The 22363-nt window shown below is 42.4% G+C and carries 21 protein-coding genes; 1 reads left to right on the plus strand and 20 read right to left on the minus strand.

Going from position 1 to position 22363, the window contains the following annotated elements; translation table 11 throughout:
* Positions 1-17: 17 nt before the first annotated feature.
* From EKM93_RS09085 to aroC, 9 genes are all read right to left on the minus strand, one after another.
* Positions 18-260, minus strand: coding sequence for a bacteriocin immunity protein (locus EKM93_RS09085; protein WP_164507049.1), 243 nt, complete (start codon positions 258-260; stop codon positions 18-20).
* 90 nt (positions 261-350) lie between these two features.
* Complete coding sequence (locus EKM93_RS09090) at positions 351-1481, minus strand: sodium ion-translocating decarboxylase subunit beta (RefSeq protein ID WP_125715160.1); 1131 nt, start codon at positions 1479-1481, stop codon at positions 351-353.
* A gap of 11 nt (positions 1482-1492) precedes the next feature.
* Positions 1493-1858: a biotin/lipoyl-containing protein gene (locus tag EKM93_RS09095; protein ID WP_125715162.1), complete on the minus strand. Its 366-nt coding sequence runs from the start codon at positions 1856-1858 to the stop codon at positions 1493-1495.
* Between the two features lie 32 nt (positions 1859-1890).
* Positions 1891-2196: an OadG family transporter subunit gene (locus EKM93_RS09100; protein ID WP_125715164.1), complete on the minus strand. Its 306-nt coding sequence runs from the start codon at positions 2194-2196 to the stop codon at positions 1891-1893.
* 12 nt (positions 2197-2208) lie between these two features.
* A complete protein-coding gene (locus tag EKM93_RS09105) occupies positions 2209-3603 on the minus strand; it encodes an oxaloacetate decarboxylase subunit alpha (RefSeq protein ID WP_125715165.1) in 1395 nt (464 codons plus the stop codon).
* A 213-nt stretch (positions 3604-3816) separates the two neighbouring features.
* Positions 3817-4344 carry a shikimate kinase gene (locus tag EKM93_RS09110; protein WP_125715167.1) on the minus strand — a complete coding sequence of 176 codons (528 nt, stop codon included), beginning with the start codon at positions 4342-4344 and terminating at the stop codon, positions 3817-3819.
* 1 nt (position 4345) lies between these two features.
* Positions 4346-5449 (minus strand): prephenate dehydrogenase, encoded by a 1104-nt coding sequence (locus EKM93_RS09115; RefSeq protein WP_125715169.1) that lies wholly within the window; start codon positions 5447-5449, stop codon positions 4346-4348.
* Positions 5450-5719: 270 nt separating this feature from the next.
* Positions 5720-7009: a 3-phosphoshikimate 1-carboxyvinyltransferase gene (gene aroA, locus EKM93_RS09120; protein ID WP_125715171.1), complete on the minus strand. Its 1290-nt coding sequence runs from the start codon at positions 7007-7009 to the stop codon at positions 5720-5722.
* A gap of 16 nt (positions 7010-7025) precedes the next feature.
* Positions 7026-8201 carry a chorismate synthase gene (aroC, locus tag EKM93_RS09125; protein WP_125715173.1) on the minus strand — a complete coding sequence of 392 codons (1176 nt, stop codon included), beginning with the start codon at positions 8199-8201 and terminating at the stop codon, positions 7026-7028.
* A 768-nt stretch (positions 8202-8969) separates the two neighbouring features.
* On the opposite strand from aroC, the gene EKM93_RS09130 reads away from it, so the two are divergent.
* Positions 8970-10880, plus strand: coding sequence for a fructose-1,6-bisphosphatase (locus EKM93_RS09130; protein ID WP_376923094.1), 1911 nt, complete (start codon positions 8970-8972; stop codon positions 10878-10880).
* Positions 10881-10931: 51 nt separating this feature from the next.
* On the opposite strand, the gene purD is transcribed toward EKM93_RS09130, so the two are convergent.
* The 11 genes from purD to purE are packed head-to-tail and all read right to left on the minus strand — an operon-like array spanning position 10932 to position 22262.
* Positions 10932-12182 carry a phosphoribosylamine--glycine ligase gene (gene purD, locus EKM93_RS09135; RefSeq protein ID WP_125715177.1) on the minus strand — a complete coding sequence of 417 codons (1251 nt, stop codon included), beginning with the start codon at positions 12180-12182 and terminating at the stop codon, positions 10932-10934.
* A gap of 16 nt (positions 12183-12198) precedes the next feature.
* Positions 12199-13734 (minus strand): bifunctional phosphoribosylaminoimidazolecarboxamide formyltransferase/IMP cyclohydrolase, encoded by a 1536-nt coding sequence (gene purH, locus EKM93_RS09140; RefSeq protein WP_191988493.1) that lies wholly within the window; start codon positions 13732-13734, stop codon positions 12199-12201.
* A 2-nt stretch (positions 13735-13736) separates the two neighbouring features.
* On the minus strand, positions 13737-14312 hold the full coding sequence (purN, locus tag EKM93_RS09145; protein WP_125715181.1) for a phosphoribosylglycinamide formyltransferase: 576 nt from the start codon (positions 14310-14312) through the stop codon (positions 13737-13739).
* The gene (gene purM, locus EKM93_RS09150; protein WP_125715183.1) at positions 14312-15358 is read right to left on the minus strand and encodes a phosphoribosylformylglycinamidine cyclo-ligase; all 1047 of its coding nucleotides are present in this window, start codon (positions 15356-15358) and stop codon (positions 14312-14314) included. Before purM ends, purN begins: the two co-directional genes overlap by 1 nt.
* Before the next feature lie 2 nt (positions 15359-15360).
* Positions 15361-16812 (minus strand): amidophosphoribosyltransferase, encoded by a 1452-nt coding sequence (purF, locus tag EKM93_RS09155; RefSeq protein ID WP_125715185.1) that lies wholly within the window; start codon positions 16810-16812, stop codon positions 15361-15363.
* Positions 16797-19025 (minus strand): phosphoribosylformylglycinamidine synthase subunit PurL, encoded by a 2229-nt coding sequence (gene purL, locus EKM93_RS09160; protein ID WP_125715187.1) that lies wholly within the window; start codon positions 19023-19025, stop codon positions 16797-16799. Before purL ends, purF begins: the two co-directional genes overlap by 16 nt.
* A 13-nt stretch (positions 19026-19038) precedes the next feature.
* On the minus strand, positions 19039-19704 hold the full coding sequence (gene purQ / locus EKM93_RS09165) for a phosphoribosylformylglycinamidine synthase subunit PurQ (protein WP_125715189.1): 666 nt from the start codon (positions 19702-19704) through the stop codon (positions 19039-19041).
* On the minus strand, positions 19704-19958 hold the full coding sequence (gene purS, locus EKM93_RS09170) for a phosphoribosylformylglycinamidine synthase subunit PurS (RefSeq protein WP_125715191.1): 255 nt from the start codon (positions 19956-19958) through the stop codon (positions 19704-19706). Before purS ends, purQ begins: the two co-directional genes overlap by 1 nt.
* A complete protein-coding gene (gene purC / locus EKM93_RS09175; protein WP_125715193.1) occupies positions 19945-20676 on the minus strand; it encodes a phosphoribosylaminoimidazolesuccinocarboxamide synthase in 732 nt (243 codons plus the stop codon). Before purC ends, purS begins: the two co-directional genes overlap by 14 nt.
* On the minus strand, positions 20669-21811 hold the full coding sequence (gene purK, locus EKM93_RS09180) for a 5-(carboxyamino)imidazole ribonucleotide synthase (RefSeq protein WP_125715195.1): 1143 nt from the start codon (positions 21809-21811) through the stop codon (positions 20669-20671). The genes purC and purK overlap by 8 nt, the downstream gene beginning before the upstream one ends.
* Entirely contained in the window at positions 21798-22262 is a 465-nt protein-coding gene (gene purE / locus EKM93_RS09185) for a 5-(carboxyamino)imidazole ribonucleotide mutase (protein WP_376923098.1), read from the minus strand. The genes purK and purE overlap by 14 nt, the downstream gene beginning before the upstream one ends.
* Positions 22263-22363 lie beyond the last annotated feature (101 nt).

Consider the following 22363-nt stretch of genomic DNA (forward strand, 5'->3'; position numbering starts at 1 on the left):
ATCGGTTTTTTGATATTTTAATCGCCATTAATTTGATGCATCAATTGCACCATGGATTGTGGCAATTGATAGCGATAATCATGCACATATTTTGAAACTTCCGTATTCAGTCCTTGGCAAACATAGCCATAGGTTTTACCGGTTTGTAAAGCAACACTATATTTTAATAGTATCCCCCGCAAAGCTGGTGTTGCTTTAATCTCCGGATCTCTATACGCGGCACTGACCAGCGCAAAAGTCTCATCCACTTGATTTTTCAATAGTAACGCCCCCGGTGATAGATTCTGGCATATCCCAAAGGCTACTACGTTCTTAAAATAATTACAAGTACTCTTTTTAATTCAATTTTATTAGCCGAAGAACGCTAATAAAACACCGGCAGCGACTGCTGAACCGATCACCCCAGCCACGTTTGGCCCCATCGCATGCATCAACAAATAATTGCTTGGATTAGCCCGCTGTCCTTCTTTTTGAACAACTCGAGCGGCCATTGGTACTGCAGATACCCCAGCAGCCCCGATCATTGGATTAATTTTACCACCGGAGAGTTTGTACATCAGCTTGCCTAATAATACACCAGATGCCGTCCCGATAATAAAGGCTAATAACCCAAGGAAAATAATTTTTAAGGTGACCACGGATAAGAACAAGTCGCCGTCAGCTTTAGCGCCTACGGTGATCCCTAAGAGAATTGTCACAATATACATCAACGTATTTTGCAACGTCTCAGCTAGTCTCGGTACCAATTTTGATTCTCGAATCAAATTGCCTAACATCAAACAACCAATTAACGTTGTGGCACTGGGCACTAACAAGCTGACAAAGATAGTGACTGCAATTGGGAAAATAATTTTTTCTTTATGCTGAACTTCTCGATTGGCCTTCATCTCTACTTTACGTTCTTTTTCTGTCGTTAATAAACGAATAATTGGCGGTTGAATAATCGGTACTAAGGCCATATACGAATACGCCGCCAAGGCAATTGCGGATAATAATTGCGGTGCTAATCGCGTTGTCAAAAAGATTGCAGTTGGCCCATCGGCACCGCCGATAATACCGACAGAAGCGGCTTCTTCTGGTGTCATCCCCAGCACAACCGCTAGGAAAAAGGCTGCAAAGATACCAAATTGTGCGGCACCACCTAAAAGAATTGTTTTCGGATTAGCCAATAAAGGCCCAAAATCCGTGGAAGCTCCTAAACATAAGAAGATTAATGGCGGATATATCCCTAGGTTTGTCCCTTGATATAAATAATATAATAGTCCCCCAGGATTACCATGGGCTGCGGCCCCCATTAAACCAGCCAGTGGCAAGTTAACCAGTAACATCCCAAACGCAATCGGGATCATTAAGTAAGGTTCATAACGTTTACGAATACCTAAATATAAAAACACACAGGCTAGTATGATCATAAAAAAATTGTTAAATGATAAATTCGCTAGGCCTGAGGTTTCTATCATTTGTCCTACAATATCACTCATCAGCGGCCTCCTTAAAGCTTAAGTAACAGCTGGTCAGATTCTACCGATTGTCCTACAGCAACTTGAATGGCCTGCACGACGCCATCTGCAGGTGCCACAATTTCGTTTTCCATTTTCATTGCTTCTAAGACAAGTAAAATTTCACCTTGCTTCACAGCCTGCCCCTCAGTAACTTTAATCGCCAAAACAGTCCCCGCTAATGGGGCATTAACCGCCGTACCGCCTGCTGTTGGCGCTGGTGTTGGCGCTTTAGCCGGAGATGCGTCAGGTTTAGGTGCTGATGCTGGTGTTGGTGCTGGCATCGGTGTATCTGCTGGCAGTTCTTTTAAACTTACTTGATAAACTTGTCCATTCACTTCAATCTCATATCTTTTCATACAAAACGCCTCACAATCTGTCTAAAATTTAATTATTTAATTCGTTTAACGGCAGCGACTTCAAAGCGGCGGCCATCTTTTGCCTCACTGGCTTCTGCTAGAGCTGCTAATACGGCTACTTTCGCCAATGGATCCGTTTCAATCAGTGCTGTATCAGCAGCTGAGTCATTTTTAGCTGGCGGTTCAATCACTGTATTTGATGTTGTTTTTGAGACTTTTGTTCCACCGAACAACTTACCTAATAGCATCATCATCAACATAATGCCTAACAAAATGATAAATACAATTAACATTGAAACCACCGTTAACACGAGCACTTCACTAAGGGAATACTGCATTATAGGCCTCCTTTAATATTGACCGAAGACTTTAATAACTTCGTCGGCTTGGGGCGTTGGCTGATATTTCTGTTCTAGGAATTTCTTGCCCACTTGCGGAAATAGCGCATAAGTCAGCACATCTTCATCCGTTTTTGCCAAAGTTTTGAGCTGCGTCTTTAAACTTTCAAATTCAGCTTCAATATGATCAGCTGGACGGTCCGTAATTACAGGGGCATCCCCAATCAATTGCTGGCGAAAATCCGCGGCAACCGGTACCGGTGACCGACCGTATTCCCCCATGAGATAAGCTTTGATTTCATTAGGTACCATCTGATACCGTTTGCCCGTAACCACGTTCATTACCGCCTGTGTCCCCACCATCTGACTCAATGGCGTGACTAACGGCGGAAAGCCTAAATCTTCGCGAACTTTAGGGACTTCCGCCAAAACAGCATCATATTTATCCAAGGCATTGGCCTGTTTTAATTGGGCATACAAATTGGACAGCATCCCCCCAGGTACTTGATAAATCAAGGCTCTTGGATCGGCTGTTAATACTTTAGGATCAATCAAATCTGCACTTAAATACTTCGGTCGCAAACTTCTAAAATAGTCAGCTGCCTCACCCATTTTGACCAAATCAATGCCCGTATCATACCCGGCTTCATCGAAGTTCAAAACCATCGATTCAGTCGCTGGCTGGCTAGTACCTTCACTCAATGGTGACAATGCGGTATCAATTCTATCCGCACCAGCCGCAATAGCCGCTTGATACGTCAACTGACCGATACCGCTGGTGCAATGCGTATGTACAATAATCGGCAGTGAAATCGTCTGCTTTAAGCGTTGCACTAAAGCGGCACATTTTGGTCCGGTCAAAATACCAGCCATATCCTTAATACAAATTGAATCGGCACCCATCTGCGCCAACGTATTGCCCAATTGCGCATAATAATCCAACGTATGGGCTTCACTAATGGTATAAACAATTGTCAGCTGTGCTTCTTTGCCGGTTTTTTTCACTGCTTTTAAAGCCGCTTCTAGATTACGCGTATCATTCAGTGCATCAAAAATCCGAAAAATATCAATGCCGTTTTCTGCGGACTGTTCAATAAATTTTGTCACCACATCATCCGCATAGTGTCGATAACCTAATAAGTTTTGCCCCCGTAAAAGCATCTGCAGCGGGGTTTTTGTTACATGCTGCTTAATTGTCCGCAGTCGTTGCCAAGGGTCTTCGTCCAAAAAGCGAATACACGCATCAAAGGTGGCCCCGCCCCAACATTCCAATGAAGCGTAGCCGATATCATCCAGCGTATCTAAAATCGGCAACATATCTGCCATTGGCATCCTTGTCGCCATCAAACTTTGATGGGCATCTCTCAAAATTGTTTCTGTAATTCCAATCCGTCTTTGTCCTTCCATAAATCTCACCTCTAATTTTTATAAATTTATTTTCTTGGTACTTTTTTAGTTGCACAAATAGGCCATTACCCAGTTTATGCAATCGCTTACAATAGTATTGTATCATAGTTTCTTGTCTAATCTTGGCCGCCAGTCAAAATGACTAATGTTCAAATAAAAAAGAACCTGCATGCAGACCCAATGTCCACTGCAGATTCTTTTATTTCTATATTATTAAGACAATAATTGATTCATCTCACCGAAGTTATAAACTGAAAATATTTGCGCCGTTACCATGTCTGGTGTTGTGTCATCTGTTTTAATCGTCAAATCGCTGACCTCTTCATAAAAATCAGCACGTTTTTGCGCTAAATCTTGGAAGCCTTGTAAATTCAGATTTTTAGCAATCGGCCGATTGTTATCACCACAAACCCGCCGGTATAAAACTGACGCATCCGCTTGTAAATAAACCACCGGAACAGCACAATTTTTTAACAGCATCCGATTAACGGCTTGTGTCACAACACCGCCACCAGTGGATAAAATAACATTTTGAGCCAAACTCTCTCGTAGAGCTTGCGTCTCCAATTGTCTAAAGCCGATTTCGCCAACTTCTTCAAAAATATCCGGAATACGTTTGCCAGCATCCGCCACAATTTTTTGGTCTAAATCAATCAAATCTAACTGGGTTTTTTGTGCTAATAATTGACCGATCGTTGTTTTACCGGCCCCCATTAAACCTACTAATACCACACTTGCCATTTTATTTTACCCCCACTTTTTCAGTGAATGACACATCGCTTAAAACCCCTTTGGCTAAGTTCAAATCCCGTTCACTGCCAAAAGTAAGCTGTAAAACACCATTAATGTCATCCCGCGTCTCCAACACTTGAATATTCACCAAATTAATTTTTTTCGTTGCTAAGCGTGCTGTAATCGCCGCAATCGAGCCTGAATGATCTGGAATATTGACATAGATGTCAAAAAAGCCTGGTAAACTACCACTATTTTTTTTCGTTTCAATTTTTTCACGGGTTACTTTAGCCGCACTGAAAAAATCATACAACGCCCGGCGATCTTGGTTAGCGATTCGCCATTCTAGCCGTTGAATTTCATTACCATAAGCTTGCAGTAATTCCAAAATTTCAGCACTATTGGTGTCCAAAATATCTGCCCACATATCAGGATCGCTGGAAGCAATCCGGGTCATATCTCTAAAACCACCGGCTGCTAAGCGCAACATATCCGGTGTATCCTTGAAATCATTACGGGCCAAATTCACTAGACCCGCTGCTAAAATATGCGGTACATGACTCAATAAAGCCACCACGTGATCGTGTTGTTTTGGTTCAATTGTCAAGAATTTGGCATTAGTTACTTTTAATAATGCCTTTAGACGCTCAACTTGACTTGATGCGACACCGTCAGCTGGAACAAGTAGGTAAAAAGCACTGCGAAACAAATCCCAATTCGCTGCTAAAACGCCGGATTTGTGGGAACCTGCCATAGGATGGCCGCCGATAAAGGTAATGCCTTTATCAGTTAGTACTTGTGCAGTGGCTAAAATAGCCTGCTTTGTGCTACCTGCGTCGGTCACAATCACATTGTCTTTTAGCGGCAATTCTGCCAATTCACAGATTGTCTGTTGAATTACTTCAACCGGCGTTGCCAATAAAATAACATCTGCTTTAGGGGCTTCTGTGGCTAAATCTTTGCCAATTTTGTTGATGATCCCCATATCTAGTGCTTCGGTTAAATGGGCTGGATCGTAATCCAACCCGATAATAAAGGCCTCCGGATCAAACTTTGAGATTGCATATGCGATTGAACCACCTATTAAGCCTAAACCATTAACTAGAATTTTCATCAGACAAACACCCCTTTGATTGTTTTTTATAAAAAAAGCCCCGATCACAACAATGCGATCGGGACGTCATTAACGCGGTACCACCCAATATTCAGCAAGCTTAACGCCCACTGCACTTTGAATTTAAAATTAAAAATCTAACGCTTCAAGTATTTCACAACTTCGCCCTGCTTGGCTCGCACCCACCGCCAATTCTCTGAACACTAAAACGAATTGTTACTAAATATTAGAATGTAATGAGATTAACATGCTACATTCTAATTGTCAATATTATTTCACCAATAATTTTAATAAGTCGTCATAAAAATCTGGATAAGACACGGCAATGGCTTCTGCCTGTTGCAATGTAAAGTCATCTTTTGTTAATAAAGCCGCCACCATCAGCATCATCGCAATCCGATGATCGCCGTAACTATTTAAAGTGCCTTGAACTTTATGCAATGGCGTTGGGCCGGTGATTATCATACCATCTGGCTTTTCTTCAATCTTGGCCCCCATCTTCGTCAATTCTGTAACAACTGTACTGATCCGGTCGGTTTCTTTAACCCGCAATTCCTCGGCACCGGAAATTTCCGTAACGCCTTGTGCCTGTGTCGCGCATAAAACGACTAGTGGCAATTCATCAATCACGCTGGGAATACTTTCTTTCGTGAGAGTAATCCCCGTTAAATCAGCACTCTTAATTTTTAAATCACCAGTAGGTTCAAAATCTGTTTCTAAATTAGCCACGGAGATATTCCCGTTCATTTGGCCGATAACTTCCAAAAAACCAGTCCGCGTTGGATTCAAACCAACATGGGTTAAGGTCAGGTCACTACCTGCCAATAACGTCGCTGCAGCAACGAAAAAGGCCGCTGATGAAGGATCACCAGGCACAGTTAAGTCTTTACCGGTCAAGGTTTGATTTGGCTGCACGGTTAAAGTTAACCCGTCTTTTTCAAGATGCCCGCCAAAATACTGCAGCATCCGTTCTGTATGATCTCTTGTTGCTAATTTCTCCGTTAAATGACTCGGGCCATCTGCTTGTAGCGCCGCAAAAATCAAAGCGCTTTTTACTTGGGCACTGGCCACCGGGATCGTGTAATCTAATGGTTTCAGATGGGCATTGGCCTGAATCGTCAATGGTAACCGATCGTCTGTTGCTGTGACCTGGGCGCCCATTTCAGCTAAAGGATTCAAAACCCGTCCCATTGGCCGCTGACTCAAAGAATCATCGCCAATAAACGTCATCGCAAAAGGCTGTCGCGCTAATAAACCTAACAATAAGCGTGTAGATGTCCCTGAATTGCCCATATCTAAGTCAGCTTTAGGCGGTTTTAAGCCTTTAAGCCCCACCCCTTGAATGGTAACCGTATCTTCAGTAGTTTCAATGGGTACACCCAATGCTTTGAACACAGCGATTGTATGTAAACAATCTGCTGAAAATAAGAAGTGCTTTGCCGTGGTTGTGCCCTTAGCTAAAGCCCCCAGCATCACCGAACGATGCGAAATACTTTTATCGCCAGGTACCGCACAAGTCCCCTTTAAGACGGCTGGGCCGCTCGTTAATTCTTTGTCCATAACTGCCTAAATCCCCTTAATAATTTTTTAATTCTTCTCGGTAAGCCGCAACTTGCGCCTGCAAACGATCCATGGCATTGGCATCAAACATATCTAAAACAGCCTGCGCAATCGTAATTGCCGTCATTGCCTCCGCAACCGTAGCTGCTGCAGGCACCGCCGTCGTATCTGAACGTTCCACATTAGCCTCATAAGCCTCTTTAGTGTTCACGTCCACACTGCGCAACGGCTTATACAGCGTGGGAATTGGCTTCATCACCGCCGTGATCACAATCGGCATCCCGTTTGTCATCCCGCCTTCAAAGCCGCCTAAATGGTCCGTCTGCCGGTAAAAACCTTTGCCTTGATCATAAAAAATTTCATCCATATCTTCACTGCCAGGATGATTTGCCAACTCAAAACCATCGCCAAAAGCCACCCCTTTGAACGCATTGATGGCAATAATCGCCTGCGCCAAACGGCCGTCTAATTTTTGATCCGCACTCACATAGCTGCCCAGCCCAGCTGGAACACCTGTTACGATCACTTCAACAACGCCGCCTAAAGTATCACCCGCTTTTTTAGCCGCATCAATATTCATTTTAATTTCAGCTTCAGCCGCTGGATCAAAAGTCCGAACTTCACTAGCTTCTGTTACTTTGCGCAACGCCTCTAAATCCGCAAATTCATTTAGTTTTGCTGTATCCGCCTTAACAGACCCCAACTGACGAACAAAACCTAAAACATCAATCCCTAAAGCCTTTAAGAATTGCTTAGCCACGCTCCCTACAGCCACTCGCATCGCCGTTTCTCGAGCACTAGACCGTTCCAAAACATTACGCAAATCTTTGTGCTGATACTTCATACCACCCACAAGATCCGCATGCCCTGGCCGAGGTTTAGTCACCTGTCGAACCGTATTTTCTGCCGTTGCCGGTTCTGTTGGAGACATTACAGACTGCCAATGTGCAAAATCTTTATTTGCCAATTGAATCGTCACCGGTGATCCCAACGTCTTTTGATGTCGAACCCCCGCTGTAATTTGAACCTCATCCGTTTCAATTTGTTGTCTTGCCCCACGACCATAACCTTGCTTGCGCCGCCACATATCATGATTAATCTGATCTATATCAATGGTCAAATTCGCAGGTAACCCCTCAATAACCGCCGTTAGTTGCGGCCCGTGAGATTCCCCAGCAGTAATATAACGCATAAAAAAACCTCCAAAAATTGTTTGTTTTATCATATCACAGAAACAAACAGATACCGAGAAAAAACTGAGAAAATTATTAAAATATTATTAGAGCGCGAACTAGAGCGGTAAAACCGCGAGCACTAACCTAGAATTATGAAATAAGTGCACTTCGCTTATGAATAATTCGTAGTTAGGTGAGCGTTTTGCTCTAGTGAGCGCGTTTTAGATCAGAGCGCAACAAAAGACGGGTTGATTTTGAGCATAGCCTAGGCTAACGCCGTGAGCGGGCTTCGCTTACAAGTTAGACGTAGCTAAGCGCAAAAATCAGTCTTTTGGAGCGCGTTTAGATTAGAGCGTGAACTAGAGCGGGAAAGCCTCGAGCACTAACCTAGGATCTTGCAGGGTGTCGACAGACACACAAAAGATTCGTAGTTAGGTGAGAGCTTTGCTCTAGTGAGCGCGTTTCAAAAAACCAATCCCCAATAAAAACGATATAAACCAGAACTTCACAACTTCGTGACATAAATCAAAAAAGATGCACAGATGTGTCTTTACTTAAAAATAAAAATTTTTGTTCGACCAATAAGCGATAACATGACTCATTTGAAACACCTCTAAAAATCTGTAATACCATGGTTGTACCATTTAAAAAATTGGTCTAACCTATTTTTCTTTTGGTATTAAGCGATAATAAAAATTTGTATAGCTCGGAAAGCCTTATCATTTTGCCCAATCCTTGTTATAATGTGGGTATCTTGTCAAAAGGGGTGTATTATCACGCAAGAGTTGGAAAAGGAATTACTACAGGAAAAGTATCCCACCAAAGAAGCCGTGACAACTGAAATTATTAATTTGAAAGCGATTTTAAGTCTACCGAAAAGTACCGAAGCTTTTATGAGCGACATTCATGGTGAATTTACCGCTTTTGATCACGTTTTAAGAAATGCTTCTGGAAACATCAAGCAAAAAATTGAAGAACTATTTAATGGTCAAATGACACCTAAAACGCAAAAAATCTTTGCCTTTTTAGTGTACTATCCATCTGAACGTCTAAAAATCATTAAATCCACTTTTAACAACAGTGATGATTTAAAGCAATGGTATCTAAATACCTTTGACGACCTCCTAGAACTATTGAAGTATTGCGCTACAAAATACACCCGCTCTAAAGTACGTAAAGCTTTAGCGCCTGAATTTGTTTATATCACTGAAGAACTGCTGTATGGGGATTTTACTACAGAAGACAAGCACAAATACTACGCCCAAATTACAGACGATATTATCAATTTAAACTCCGCAGATCAATTCATCATTACTTTATGCCATACCATTCAAAGATTAGTTGTGGACCATTTACATATGCTGGGGGATATTTATGATCGTGGTCCCGCCCCTGACAAAATCATGGACCGCTTGATGCGTCATCACTCTGTCGATTTACAATGGGGCAATCACGACATTTTGTGGCTCGGTGCCGCGGCTGGTTCCCAACTATGCATTGCGAATCTATTAAGAATTTGCGCTCGTTATGACAACTTATCTATTGTCGAAGATTCCTATGGCATTAATTTAAGACACCTGTCCTTACTAGCTGAAAAATACTATCAAGCGAACCCTGGTTTTGCGCCCAAACTCAATCACCAAACTGATAAACCTTCAAAAGCAGAGTTAGACCAAATCACTAAAATTCACCAGGCCATTGCGATTATTCAATTTAAGCTGGAAGGTCAAGCCATTGACCGCCGCCCTGAATTTAAAATGACCCATCGCAAATTATTGGATAAACTCAATAAAGAGCGGACGGCTATCACACTAAACGGGAAAACTTACCCCATTGTTAACGGTTGCTTCCAAACTGTAGACCCTAAAAATCCTTATCAACTTTGTCCAGAAGAACAAGAAGTCATCGACCAACTGACTAACGCCTTTGTCAATTCCGAAAAACTTCATAAACATATGGATTTCTTCATGAAAAAGGGCAGTATGTATTTGGTTTATAACAATAATCTTCTAGTCCATGGCTGTGTCCCCGTGGATAAGGATGGTAATTTAGAAGGTTTAACTTTAAATGGCCAACTTTATAAAGGCCGCGCTTTATTTGACTTACTGGAACATAATTTACGAGAAAGTTACATTTATTCCAAACAAAACGACGACTTAGCCACTGATTTATTGTGGTATCTTTGGACCGGCCCCGTCTCTCCTTTATTCGGAAAACGGGTCATGTCCACCTTTGAACGGTACTTTATTGAAGATAAGACAGCCCATTTTGAAGAACCGAACAGTTATTACACCTTGCGCCACGAAGCTTGGTTTATTGAAAAGATGCTTCAAGAATTCGGTATCGATCCTAAAGTTGGCCATATTATTAACGGTCACACACCTGTCAAAAAAGGCCGTTCCCCAATTATGGCAGAAGGCAAGATGTTAGTTATCGACGGCGGTTTTTCGAAAGCCTACCAAAAAACGACTGGCATCGGCGGCTACACGTTACTTTATAACTCCTATGGCTTGCAGCTGGTTACACATCAGCCATTCACCACCCGTGCAAATGCCATCGCCCAGCTAACCGATATTGTTTCCACCAAACGGATCGTAGAACAAGAATTGGCCCGTAAAACCGTGGCCGAGACGGATATCGGCACAAAATTAAAACGCCAAGTAAAACAATTGAAAGAACTTTTAGACGATATGTAATGCGGCGCACCCGCATAAAAAAATCATCCCGTAAAAGGATGATTTTTTTGTTTATTTTAAGGCTTTGGCCCCAATGTCATGACGATAAATCAGTGGTGCCGCAATCCGTTGATCAATAAAGTCATAAAGCACTTTTTGACAGTCCGCAATAGTTTCTTGCGTCGTGGCCAACATCAAAACACGACCGCCACTACTCACAAGTTGATGGTCTTTTTCAGTAACGCCAGCATAAGTGATCTGAATGCCTTGATCATTAGTCAAATCTGGAATCAAAATACCTTTTTGTGGCTGTTTTGGATAGCCCTCTGCGGCCACAACAACCCCCAACGTATACGCGGCCGTCTGCCAAGTTACTTCTGGTTGGCGGTTGGCTAATAACGTTTGAATCAAAGTATAAAAATCACTCTTTAATCTAGGCAACAAAATCTGTGTTTCAGGATCTCCTAAACGCATATTGTACTCGATCACCCGTAAGCCCGCACTCGTCAGTACTAAGCCCACATAAATCACACCGGAACAATTTAACCCGTCTTCTAATAAACCGGCCACTGTCGGCTGCATAATTTCTCGATAAGCCTGCTCTGCTAAATCTTTAGGCATTTGTGGCAAAGGACTGTATGCCCCCATGCCGCCGGTGTTCGGTCCTAAATCTTGATCTAACAGCCGTTTATGATCTTGGGACAATGGCAATGGCACAATTTTATCTTGATTCACAAAACACATATAAGAAAACTCTTGGCCTACCAAATAATCTTCAATCACCACTGTTTGCTGAGGATTGCGGTCATAAAGTGCTTGAATAATATTTTGTGCTTCCGTTCGGGTTTTGGCAATAGCCACCCCTTTGCCTGCCGCCAAACCATCTACTTTAATCACAATTGGTGTTGGCTGTTGAACTACAAAACTTAAGGCTTGAACACTATCGTGGAAAGTTTCAGAACTTGCAGTAGGAATATCATGCCGCTGCATAAAGTCTTTGGCAAAAGACTTTGAACTTTCTAATTGCGCGCTGGCTTTTTTAGGCCCAAAAATAACTAGCCCTGCCGCCTGAAAAGCATCTACAATTCCTTTACTTAAAGGTACTTCTGGCCCCACAAAAGTCAAATCAATCGCCTGTTCTTGCGCAAATTCAATTAATGCGTCAAAGGCCATTTCTGAAATGGGCACTTGTGTAATGCCATCTAAAGCCATACCAGGATTACCCGGTGCACAATAAACCGTTGTTACTTGTGGACTTTTTTGAAATTTCTTACAAATTGCATGTTCTCGGCCGCCAGAACCAATCACCAATACTTGCGCCATAACAAACCTCCATGAATTAATGCTTAAAGTGTCGAACACCGGTGAAGACAAGCGCTACGCCCAGCTCATCTGCTTTTTTAATGGAATCTTTATCTTTAATACTACCACCAGGTTCTACAATAGCGGTAATACCATGCTCAGCAGCATAAGCCACACTATCATCCATTGGGAAAAAGGCATCTGATGCCAAAATTGCATTTTTAAATTCAGGCTTACTTTGTGCTTTTTCAATGGCAATTTTTACCGAATCAATTCGATTTTGTTGCCCCGCACCAACCCCTAATGTCCGATCCGCCGTGGTCACCACAATCGCGTTACTCTTGACGTGTTTGACCACAGTTTGGCCAAAACGTAGTGCCGCTAACTGCTCAGGTGTCGGTTGTTTTTGACTCACGACTTCAAAGTCTGCAACGGTTTCTGAAGTTTGATCCCCAGTTTGAATCAAAGCACCACCCATAACCGCAGTGACTTCACGATCAGCGGCTGATTTAGCCTGCGTAAAGTCTAACGTCAATAAGCGTAGATTTTTTTTCTTTGTTTCTAAAATTTCTAAAGCTTCTTTAGAAAAACTTGGCGCAATAATAATTTCTAGGAAAATCCCATGCATTTTTTCAGCAGTTGCCGCATCTACTTCCCGATTTAAGGCAACAATACCGCCAAAAATTGAAATAGGGTCAGAATCATAAGCCTTTTGCCAAGCAGCTAACAAATCAGATCCTTGACCAATACCACAAGGATTCATATGTTTTAAGGCAACAACAGCTGGTTGATCTGTAAATTCGGCAATAATCTGTAAGGCAGCATTGGCATCTCTTAAATTATTATAAGATAGTTCTTTGCCGTGCAATTGTGTCGCATTAGCTAAAGAATAAGGTTGTGCTAAGGGATCTACATAAAAAGCGGCTTGCTGGTGACTATTCTCGCCATAACGCAAGCTTTGCCGTTTTTCGTAAGTCAATGTTAATTTCTCTGGTTCCGGATCAGTCGTGAAATATTGGGCAATCAAGGCATCATAGGCTGCGGTGTGCCGAAAGACCTTAGCGGCCAACTGCAAGCGAAACTCTGGTGTAGCGGTTTGTGTCTGCAAAGCTTCAATGACAGCTTCATAATCTTTAGGATCCACTACTGGTAATACCGCTGCAAAATTTTTAGCAGCAGAACGTAACATAGACGGCCCGCCAATATCAATATTTTCAATGGCTTCAGCTTGTGTTACGCCAGGTTTTTCAATGGTTTCTTTAAAAGGGTACAAATTAACACAAACAAGGTCAATCGTTTCAATGCCTTGTTCGGCCAACATCTGCATATGCGTTGGATTATCGCGTTTGGCTAACAACGCCCCATGAACTGCGGGGTGTAACGTCTTAACCCGGCCGTCCAGCATTTCTGGAAAATGCGTAATTGTTTCAATACTTTTCACCGGGATATCTGCAGCTGCTAAAGCTTTCAGCGTCCCTCCCGTAGAAATTAATTCAAAGTCTAAAGCCACTAATTTTTGGGCAAATTCAACCAGTCCTGTTTTATCTGAGACGCTCAACAAAGCTCTTTTCAAAATTATAAGTCCCCTTTTTTTATTAAATCTGCCAAAACTGCTGGATATAACTGATGTTCCGTTTCATGAATCCGAGCTTCCAACGTTGCCAGTGTATCCTCCGCCAAAATCGGAACCGCCTTTTGGGCAATAATTGGCCCAGAATCTACCGCCGCATCAATATAATGAACGGTGACCCCCGTCGTCTTAACCCCAGCCTTAAAGGCATCTTCAATGCCATGTGCCCCGGGGAAATTCGGCAATAGCGCCGGATGAATATTCAAAATTTTATTGGTATAGGCCCCTAATAAAGTCGGTCCGATGATGCGCATATACCCGGCTAACAAAATTGCCGTCACTTCAGCTTTGGCCAATTGATCTAAAATTGCTTGTTCTGCAGCCGCTTTATTAGGATAAGCTTTAAAATTAATCACAAAAATTGGTACCTTTAGTTCAGCTGCCCGCTGTAAAACTTGGGCATCTTCATGGTCACAAACCAAAAGGCTCACGGTCACCGGCAAGTGCTGCTGTTGAATGGCTTTAGTGAGCGCTACAAAATTCGTCCCGGTTCCAGAAGCAAAAATTGCAATTTTTTTCATTATACCGTTGCCGCCCCCACAAACTCAACTGCCGCCTTTGTCCGGGGTACTACTTTACCCAACGTTACATAAGCTTCTTGAGCCATCTTTAATGTTTCTTCCACCGTTTTAACTTGTGCTGCCGGTACAATTAAGACCATCCCAATACCTAAGTTAAACGTCTGCAGCATATCTTGAGTACTTAATTCACCAAGCGATTGCAGCCATTTAAAAATAGGTGGGACTGTCCAAGCCGTCCAATCAATTTGTGCCGCTAACGTTTCGGGTAAACTCCGCGGTAGATTTTCAACTAAGCCGCCGCCAGTAATATGGGCCGCGCCGCTTAGGCATTTTTGTGTCAGTAATGGTTTTAATGCTGCTGTATAAATTCGAGTTGGTGTTAATAAAGCTGTCTTTAACGGTTGCTTTAATTCTGGAATCACAGCATCTAATTTAAAATCGTGGCTTTTAAACAGAATCTGTCTTACTAATGAAAAACCGTTGGAATGCAGGCCGCTGCTAGGTAGACCAATTAATACATCCCCAGCTTGCACTTTATCCGGTGAGAATAAATCTGCCTTATCGGCCAAACCTACAGCAAAGCCGGCCAAATCATAATGTCCCTTTGCATACATATCCGGCATTTCAGCCGTTTCACCGCCAATTAACGCTAATTGTCCTTTTTGACAGCCCCGCTGAACACCACCAACAATTTTGGCAATTTCATCAGGATCCACATGATGAATGCCTAAATAATCTAAGAAATATAACGGCAAAGCGCCTTGAGCCAAAATATCGTTGACGCACATAGCCACCAAATCTTCCCCAACAGTACCGGATTCTTGAGCTTGAATCCCAATTAAGAGTTTTGTCCCTACCCCATCCGTTCCAGAAACCAAAACGGGCTGTTTTAGCTGTGTTGGCAGTTCATACAACGCCCCAAAGCCACCAATGCCGCTTAAGACATGGGGGTCTTTTTGCTGCGCCGTCATATCGGCAATTTTTGCAGCGGCTTGTTCTCCAGCAAATATATCTACGCCGGCCGCCTTATACGCATCTTTACCCACGGTTAAACCTCCTGTTTTCGTGATTCATGCAGTCGTTTTAATTCAGCTTGTAGTTCACTTTCAAAATCATACAGCGGTGTTGGATAATCACCATTAAAATAGGCCACACATAAGCCGCCATTGGGTGCTTTTGTTTTTAGACCAATGGCTTTGATCAAACTCGCCACACTCAAAAAACCTAATGAATTGGACCCAAAAAACTGATTCATTTCCGCAATATTTTTATGTGCCGCAATTAATTCATCAGTTGTCTGGATATCAATCCCGTAATAACAAGGAAACTTCAGTGCTGGTGAAGCAATCCGTAAATGCACTTCTTTAGCCCCGGCTTCTAATAATAAGCGGACAATATATTTACTGGTGGTGCCCCGGACAATTGAATCATCTACTAAAACGACTTTTTTGCCGGCAACAACGCCCTTAACTGGTGATAATTTCATCCGCACACTGCGTTCTCGCATATCTTGATTGGGTTGAATAAACGTCCGGGCAATATATTGATTTTTCACTAAGCCCATTTCATAAGGAATCCCACTGGCTTCCGCATAACCCGAAGCTGCTGATAATGAAGAATTCGGCACCCCTACAACAATATCCGCCTCAACAGGCTGCTCTTTGGCCAATAGCCGGCCCATTTCTTTGCGGGCATTATGGACATTAACGCCATGAATATCTGAATCCGGCCGTGCAAAATAAATATATTCCATGGAACAGATCGCTAGTTGTGTATCTTTAGTGTAATAATCTACTTTAAACCCGTCATCGTCAATAATAATCAATTCGCCTGGCTGAATATCCCGAATAAATTCAGCGCCTACTGAATTTAAAGCACACGTTTCGCTGGCCACCACATAGGCGCCTGTTTTCATCTGTCCCAGCGCTAACGGCCGCAGTCCATTGGGATCCACAGCCGCATAAAGCTTATCTTCGGTCATTAATAAAAAGGCAAAGCCACCTTTAACCGTCCGCAAAGATTCTTTTAGTTTATCCAAAAAATCAGTATGGGATGAACGACGCAATAAATGAATCAAAATTTCAGTATCTGAAGTGGTATGGAAAATAGCCCCTTCGTTTTCTAAACGCTGCTTTAGGCTATGGGCATTGGTTAAATTACCATTATGCGCTAAAGACATATCCCCATCGGTAAAATGAAACATCAATGGCTGAATATTGTCTAATGTCTTATTGCCAGCCGTACTGTAACGCACATGACCAATCGCCGCCGTCCCGGGTAATTCTTCCAGCCGCTTAGGGTCTTGAAAAACTTTGCTTAATAAGCCCAGCCCTCGGATATTGGTTAAACAACCACTGTCATTTGCGGTAATACCCGCACCTTCTTGCCCCCGGTGTTGTAAACTGTGGAGGCCATAATAAGTGATGTTGCTGGCTTGAGGCTGTCCCCAAATACCAAAAACACCACATTCTTCATTTAAACTTTTTACTTCATTAGGCATGGAATGGTAGCCTCCCAAATTTCTTTGGCCTTAGTTAAATCAATAGTGGTTGTCGCTTGTTCATGGGTTAATTGAATTTCAGGCTGTGCCAAAACTTGGCCTAACAATTGCGCTTTGGTACCCATCGCTGTTTCAAATGCAACTTGATCTTTTGGCGCAACAGTCACGATAAATCGAGATTGGGTTTCAGAAAACAGCCAGCTTAAATCTTGGGACCATTGAATCGCTGCCCCTAAATTTGCTTTAGAATTAAAACTGCTTTCAGCTAATGCAGTTAAAAAACCGCCTTTAGAAATATCATGGACACTTTGGGTTAAACCGGCTTGAATTGTTTTTAGCATCAAGTCTTGATTGGCTTTTTCAACCTCAAGATCAAAGTCAAATAGTTGGCCGCTAATGGCACCAGCTTGCATTTTTTGAATCTCAGAGCCATTAAAACTAGCTGCCGTCGTGCCAACAAGATAAATCAAATCATCAGCATTTTTAAAAGCCAATGTCTGAATATCTTTAGTATCTTTGATTAGGCCCACCATACCGACAACCGGTGTCGGATAAATTGCTTGGCCGTTTGTTTCATTGTATAAAGAAACATTCCCAGAAATCACCGGTGTATCTAAAGCTTTACAAGCATCCGTCAAGCCTAAGCCAGAAGTTTCTAAATCATAAAAATGTTCTGGTTTTTCTGGATTGCCATAGTTTAAGCAGTCCGTCATCGCCAGCGGTTTGGCACCAGCAGCGACTAAATTTCTAGCTGCTTCAGAGACCGCAATTGCCCCGCCTTGTCTTGGATCCAAATAAATATAGCGGGCATTGCCGTCCATTGTCATCGCTAAAGCTTTTTTAGTGCCGCGAATTCGTAAAACAGCCGCATCACTACCAGGTTTAACGACTGTATTTGTCCGAACCTGCGTATCGTAAGTTTCATAAATTGATTTTTTAGACGCAATTGTTGGCTGAGCTAATAATTGATAAAAAACCGCCGGTAAATCCGTTACATCGGGTTGGAATTGAGTAGCTTTTGGCTGTTTTAACCGTTCTGGCAACTGTTTTGGCCGATGATAAACCGGTGCGTCACTAGCCAAAGCATCTGCTGGGACATCCGTGACTAATTGCCCGTGATGATAGAGCCGATATTGCTTAGATTCAGTGACATGGCCAATTTTGACCGCATCTAAGTTATAACGGGCAAAGACATCAAAAATTTCTTGTTCATAGCCTTTGTTTACACAGAGCAGCATCCGTTCTTGAGATTCAGATAACATCATTTCATAAGGCGTCATCTGACTTTCACGTACCGGCACTTTGTCCAAATCCAAAACCATCCCGGTCCCAGCTTTTGAAGCCATTTCAGCAGAAGAAGACACTAAACCGGCGGCGCCCATATCTTGGATCCCCACCAATGCTGTTTTATGTTCCCGAACCACTTCAATACAAGCATCCATCAATAATTTTTCCATAAATGGATCCCCTACTTGAACCGCAGAACGATCACTTTCATTGTCATCACTGAATTCTTCGGATGCAAAAGTTGCCCCATGAATACCATCCCGGCCCGTTTTTGCACCAACATAGATGATACTGTTGTCAAAGCCTTTTGCTTGCCCAACTTGCATATCTTTTTGATCTAAAATACCAACACACATGGCATTTACTAACGGATTACCTTCATAAGTAGTATCAAAACTTGTTTCGCCACCAACAGTTGGTAGCCCAATACAATTGCCATAATCAGCAATCCCTTTGACCACTTGTGAAACTAAATATTTTGTTTTTGCATTATCTAATTCTCCAAAACGCAAACTATCCAAAACGGCGATAGGCTGGGCACCCATTGAAAAAATATCCCGGATGATCCCGCCAACCCCAGTAGCAGCCCCTTCATAAGGCTCTACTGCAGAAGGATGATTATGACTTTCAGCTTTAAAAACGACTGCCTGTCCATCACCGATATTTACGATCCCGGCCCCTTCACCAGGACCTTGCAATACTTGTTTACCAGTCGTGTGGAATTGTTTTAAAACTGGTTTTGAATTTTTATAAGAACAGTGTTCACTCCACATAACCGCAAATAAGCCGGTTTCAGTATAGTTGGGCAACCGTTTTAAAATCTGACAAGCCCGTTGATATTCTTCTTCAGTCATACTCCAAGCAAGATAAGGTTTTTGGTCACGAATTTCTTCGGGTGTCAATTCTGATTTTGTCAGCTCAGTCATTTTAAATTCTCCTTTATTGACGTACTTTAGCAGCCATTGATTCAAATAATGGCAAACCATCCGTATTGCCTAACAGCCACTCTACAGCACGTTCTGGATGTGGCATCATCCCCAAGACATTGCCCGCTTCATTCGTAATGCCCGCAATATCTGCCACACTACCATTGGGATTATCTTGATACGTGAATACAATCTGATGATTCGCCTTTAATTGTGCCAAAGTCGCTTCATCACAGTAATAATTACCTTCACCATGGGCAATCGGCAGACGAATCTCCGTGTTTTGTCCATAAGCAGATGTAAAGGCCGTTTGCGTATTTTCAATTTTTAAAGGGGCATCTTTACAAATAAAATTCAGTGTCTTGTTCTCCCGCAAAGCACCTGGTAACAGGCCGGCTTCCGTTAAAATTTGAAAGCCATTACAAACGCCTAAAACTAAGCCACCGTTATTGGCAAATTCGATAATGGCCGGCATAATCGGCGAAAAACGCGCAATGGCCCCACAGCGTAAATAGTCGCCATATGAAAAGCCGCCGGGAATTAAGACCCCATCAAAGCCAGCCAAAGTGGTAGCCGTATAAGAAACAAGTTCTGCAGTTTCACCTAATTGATCGGTCACCGCATAATACATATCTTCATCGCAATTAGAGCCGGGGAAAACGATCACTGCAAAGCGCATTATTGAACCTCCAATGCTTCAATCTCATAACGATAAGTTTCCATATTGACGTTCACTAATAATTGATCACAGATTGCTTGCACCGTACTTTCAACAGTAGCTGCATCTGCTTCAAGTTTTAATTCAAAATACTTACCCATCGTTACATCCGTCACAGTTTCATAGTTTAACCGGTGTAACGCCGACTTAATGGATTCACCTTTAGGATCTAAAATGGAAGGTTTATAAGTTACATAAATTTTAGCGATGTACATCAGCGTTCTCCTTATCTTGGATGCGTTTTAAGACCTCTTCATAAGCTGGGATCAAATCGCCCAACCCTTTACGGAAAATATCTTTGTCTAATGACATATGGGTTGTCTGATCCACTAAACGGGCAGTATCTGGTGAAATTTCATCCGCCAGCAAAATTTGATTATTTTCATCTAGACCAAATTCCAATTTAAAATCAACTAACGTCAGCTTTAAGGCTTTAAAAAATGGAATTAACGCTTCATTGACTTGTAAAGCTTTAGCTTTTAATTCTGCAATCTGTTCTGCTGATGCAATCTTTAAAGCAATAATTTGCGCATCATTGATGAAAGGATCATCTAAGGCGTCACTCTTGTAATAAAATTCCACAATTGGGGCTTCAAAGCGCATCAAGTGGGGCACATCAAATTTTGTTTCAAAATGGCCAGATGCTAAATTGCGAACAACCACTTCTAAAGGAATAATTTTGACTTTTTTTAATAATTGCTCGGTTTCAGAAATTTGGTCTACAAAATGTGAGGCAATACCTTGTGTTTTTAAGTAACCAAAAATATGACTGGTGATTTGATTGTTTAAAGCACCTTTATGATCAATTTCAACTTTCTTCTTACCATTTAACGCAGTGGCTTGATCAATATATTCTGCTAACACTAAGTTAGGATCGTCCGTTGCGTACATCTTTTTAGCTTTGCCTTCGTAAAGTAGTCCTCTTTTATTCAAAATAGCCCTCCTGATTTTCGAAATCTGTTGCTTCTTGGATCAATGCTGCTAAATCTGGTCCTAAAATTGTGACATGCCCTAATTTACGCAAATCACGAATTTCGGCTTTGCCATAATCATGGAAATGCCAATTTGGCCGTTGCGCTAATGCTTGCCGCGCCCGAGACAATTCATCCCCCAGCAAATTAAACATCACTGCTGGCTGATTTTGCTGAATTTCTGGAATAGGTAAGCCGCAAATACTACGGATATGCGCTTCAAATTGGGAAATATTACAAGCTTCAATACTATAATGCCCTGAGTTGTGAGGCCGAGGTGCCAATTCATTCACCAAAACCGTGCCCTGGGCGGTTACAAAACATTCAATCCCTAAAACACCCGCTAAATCTAAGCCATCCGCAATAGCCATCGCAAAAACCTGTACCTTTTGGGCCACCACATCTGACAACCGGGCTGGTGCAATACTTGTTTGTAAAATATGCGCCCGATGCTGATTTTCGACTACTGGAAATACTCGAATATCTTGGTTGGCGGTTTGGGTTACCATAACTGAAACTTCTTTTTCAAAATCAACCCGGCCTTCTAAAATACATGGTGTTTGTGCATATAGGGCCGCACCGGCAGCAAAATCAGCTGGCGTATTAATATCTACTTGGCCATGACCGTCATAGCCGCCTTCCGTTGTTTTCAAAATCGCTGGTAAGCCCACTGTTTGAACTGCTGCGGTAAAGCTTGCTGCATCGGTTACGGCTGCAAATGGCGCAGTTTTAATGCCATGATCTCGTAAAAAGTTTTTTTCATTCAGTCGATTACCAGTGATTTCTAGCAATTTCACCCCTTGCGGCAATTGCTGTTTGTTGAGCTGTGCTAAAGTTTTAGTGGAGACATTTTCAAATTCATAAGTTAAAACGTCACTTTTTTGAATCAGCGTATCCATTGCGGCTTGATCGTCATAATCTGCCACAATTTGAAAATCACTGACTTGTCCCGCCGGTGATTGAGGCGTTGGATCCAAGACCCCGACTTTATAACCCATACTTTTAGCGCTTAAGGCCATCATCTGTCCTAACTGACCGCCACCGATGATCCCAATTGTTGCTGGCGGTAAAATTGCTGTTCGTTTAGTCAAGTGCATCACTGCTTTCTCTAGAGGCTTGCGCCTGTGCTGCTCTGAAGGCGGTCAAAGCATGTTGTAATGTCTGATCTTCGATAGCCAAAATTTCTGCTGCCAATAAGGCGGCATTCTTGGCGCCGGCTTCACCGATCGCCACGGTTGCTACTGGAACCCCGCCTGGCATTTGGACAATAGATAGTAAAGAATCGATCCCGTTTAATGTTCGTGTTTTAACTGGGACACCGATCACCGGTAAGGTTGTCTTAGCCGCAATCATACCTGGCAAATGTGCAGCACCGCCAGCGCCTGCAATAATGACTTTTAAGCCATTTTCACGAGCTGTTTCCGCAAAATGAAACATTTCATCTGGCATTCGGTGGGCAGAAATCACTTGTTTCGTGTAACCGACGCCTAATGCTGTCAGTTGGTCAGCTGCCGCTTTCATTGTGCTCCAATCGGATTTTGAACCCATAACTAACGCAACGTTTTCCACTATTTTGTCTCCTTCGTTCGTTAAAATTTATCTTTAGTGTAACCAGCGGCATTTTAAATGTCAATACTAAAAACATATAT

Origin of the sequence: Agrilactobacillus yilanensis (assembly GCF_003946725.1) — a bacterium.
In the GTDB taxonomy this organism is placed as follows: Bacteria; Bacillota; Bacilli; order Lactobacillales; family Lactobacillaceae; genus Agrilactobacillus; species Agrilactobacillus yilanensis.

What these genes read in the sequence shown, in the direction of transcription:
- aroA (WP_125715171.1), bottom strand. Translation starts at nt 7,009, where the DNA reads ATGGACAAAGAATTAACGAGCGGCCCAGCCGTCTTAAAGGGGACTTGT.
- purD (WP_125715177.1), bottom strand. Translation starts at nt 12,182, where the DNA reads ATGGCGCAAGTATTGGTGATTGGTTCTGGCGGCCGAGAACATGCAATT.
- purF (WP_125715185.1), bottom strand. Translation starts at nt 16,812, where the DNA reads ATGCCTAATGAAGTAAAAAGTTTAAATGAAGAATGTGGTGTTTTTGGT.
- purK (WP_125715195.1), bottom strand. Translation starts at nt 21,811, where the DNA reads ATGCACTTGACTAAACGAACAGCAATTTTACCGCCAGCAACAATTGGG.
- aroC (WP_125715173.1), bottom strand. Translation starts at nt 8,201, where the DNA reads ATGCGTTATATTACTGCTGGGGAATCTCACGGGCCGCAACTAACGGCG.
- purQ (WP_125715189.1), bottom strand. Translation starts at nt 19,704, where the DNA reads ATGCGCTTTGCAGTGATCGTTTTCCCCGGCTCTAATTGCGATGAAGAT.
- EKM93_RS09095 (WP_125715162.1), bottom strand. Translation starts at nt 1,858, where the DNA reads ATGAAAAGATATGAGATTGAAGTGAATGGACAAGTTTATCAAGTAAGT.
- purL (WP_125715187.1), bottom strand. Translation starts at nt 19,025, where the DNA reads ATGACTGAGCTGACAAAATCAGAATTGACACCCGAAGAAATTCGTGAC.
- EKM93_RS09100 (WP_125715164.1), bottom strand. Translation starts at nt 2,196, where the DNA reads ATGCAGTATTCCCTTAGTGAAGTGCTCGTGTTAACGGTGGTTTCAATG.
- purE (WP_376923098.1), bottom strand. Translation starts at nt 22,262, where the DNA reads ATGGGTTCAAAATCCGATTGGAGCACAATGAAAGCGGCAGCTGACCAA.
- purS (WP_125715191.1), bottom strand. Translation starts at nt 19,958, where the DNA reads ATGTACATCGCTAAAATTTATGTAACTTATAAACCTTCCATTTTAGAT.
- EKM93_RS09105 (WP_125715165.1), bottom strand. Translation starts at nt 3,603, where the DNA reads ATGGAAGGACAAAGACGGATTGGAATTACAGAAACAATTTTGAGAGAT.
- EKM93_RS09115 (WP_125715169.1), bottom strand. Translation starts at nt 5,449, where the DNA reads ATGAAAATTCTAGTTAATGGTTTAGGCTTAATAGGTGGTTCAATCGCA.
- EKM93_RS09090 (WP_125715160.1), bottom strand. Translation starts at nt 1,481, where the DNA reads ATGAGTGATATTGTAGGACAAATGATAGAAACCTCAGGCCTAGCGAAT.
- EKM93_RS09110 (WP_125715167.1), bottom strand. Translation starts at nt 4,344, where the DNA reads ATGGCAAGTGTGGTATTAGTAGGTTTAATGGGGGCCGGTAAAACAACG.
- purN (WP_125715181.1), bottom strand. Translation starts at nt 14,312, where the DNA reads ATGAAAAAAATTGCAATTTTTGCTTCTGGAACCGGGACGAATTTTGTA.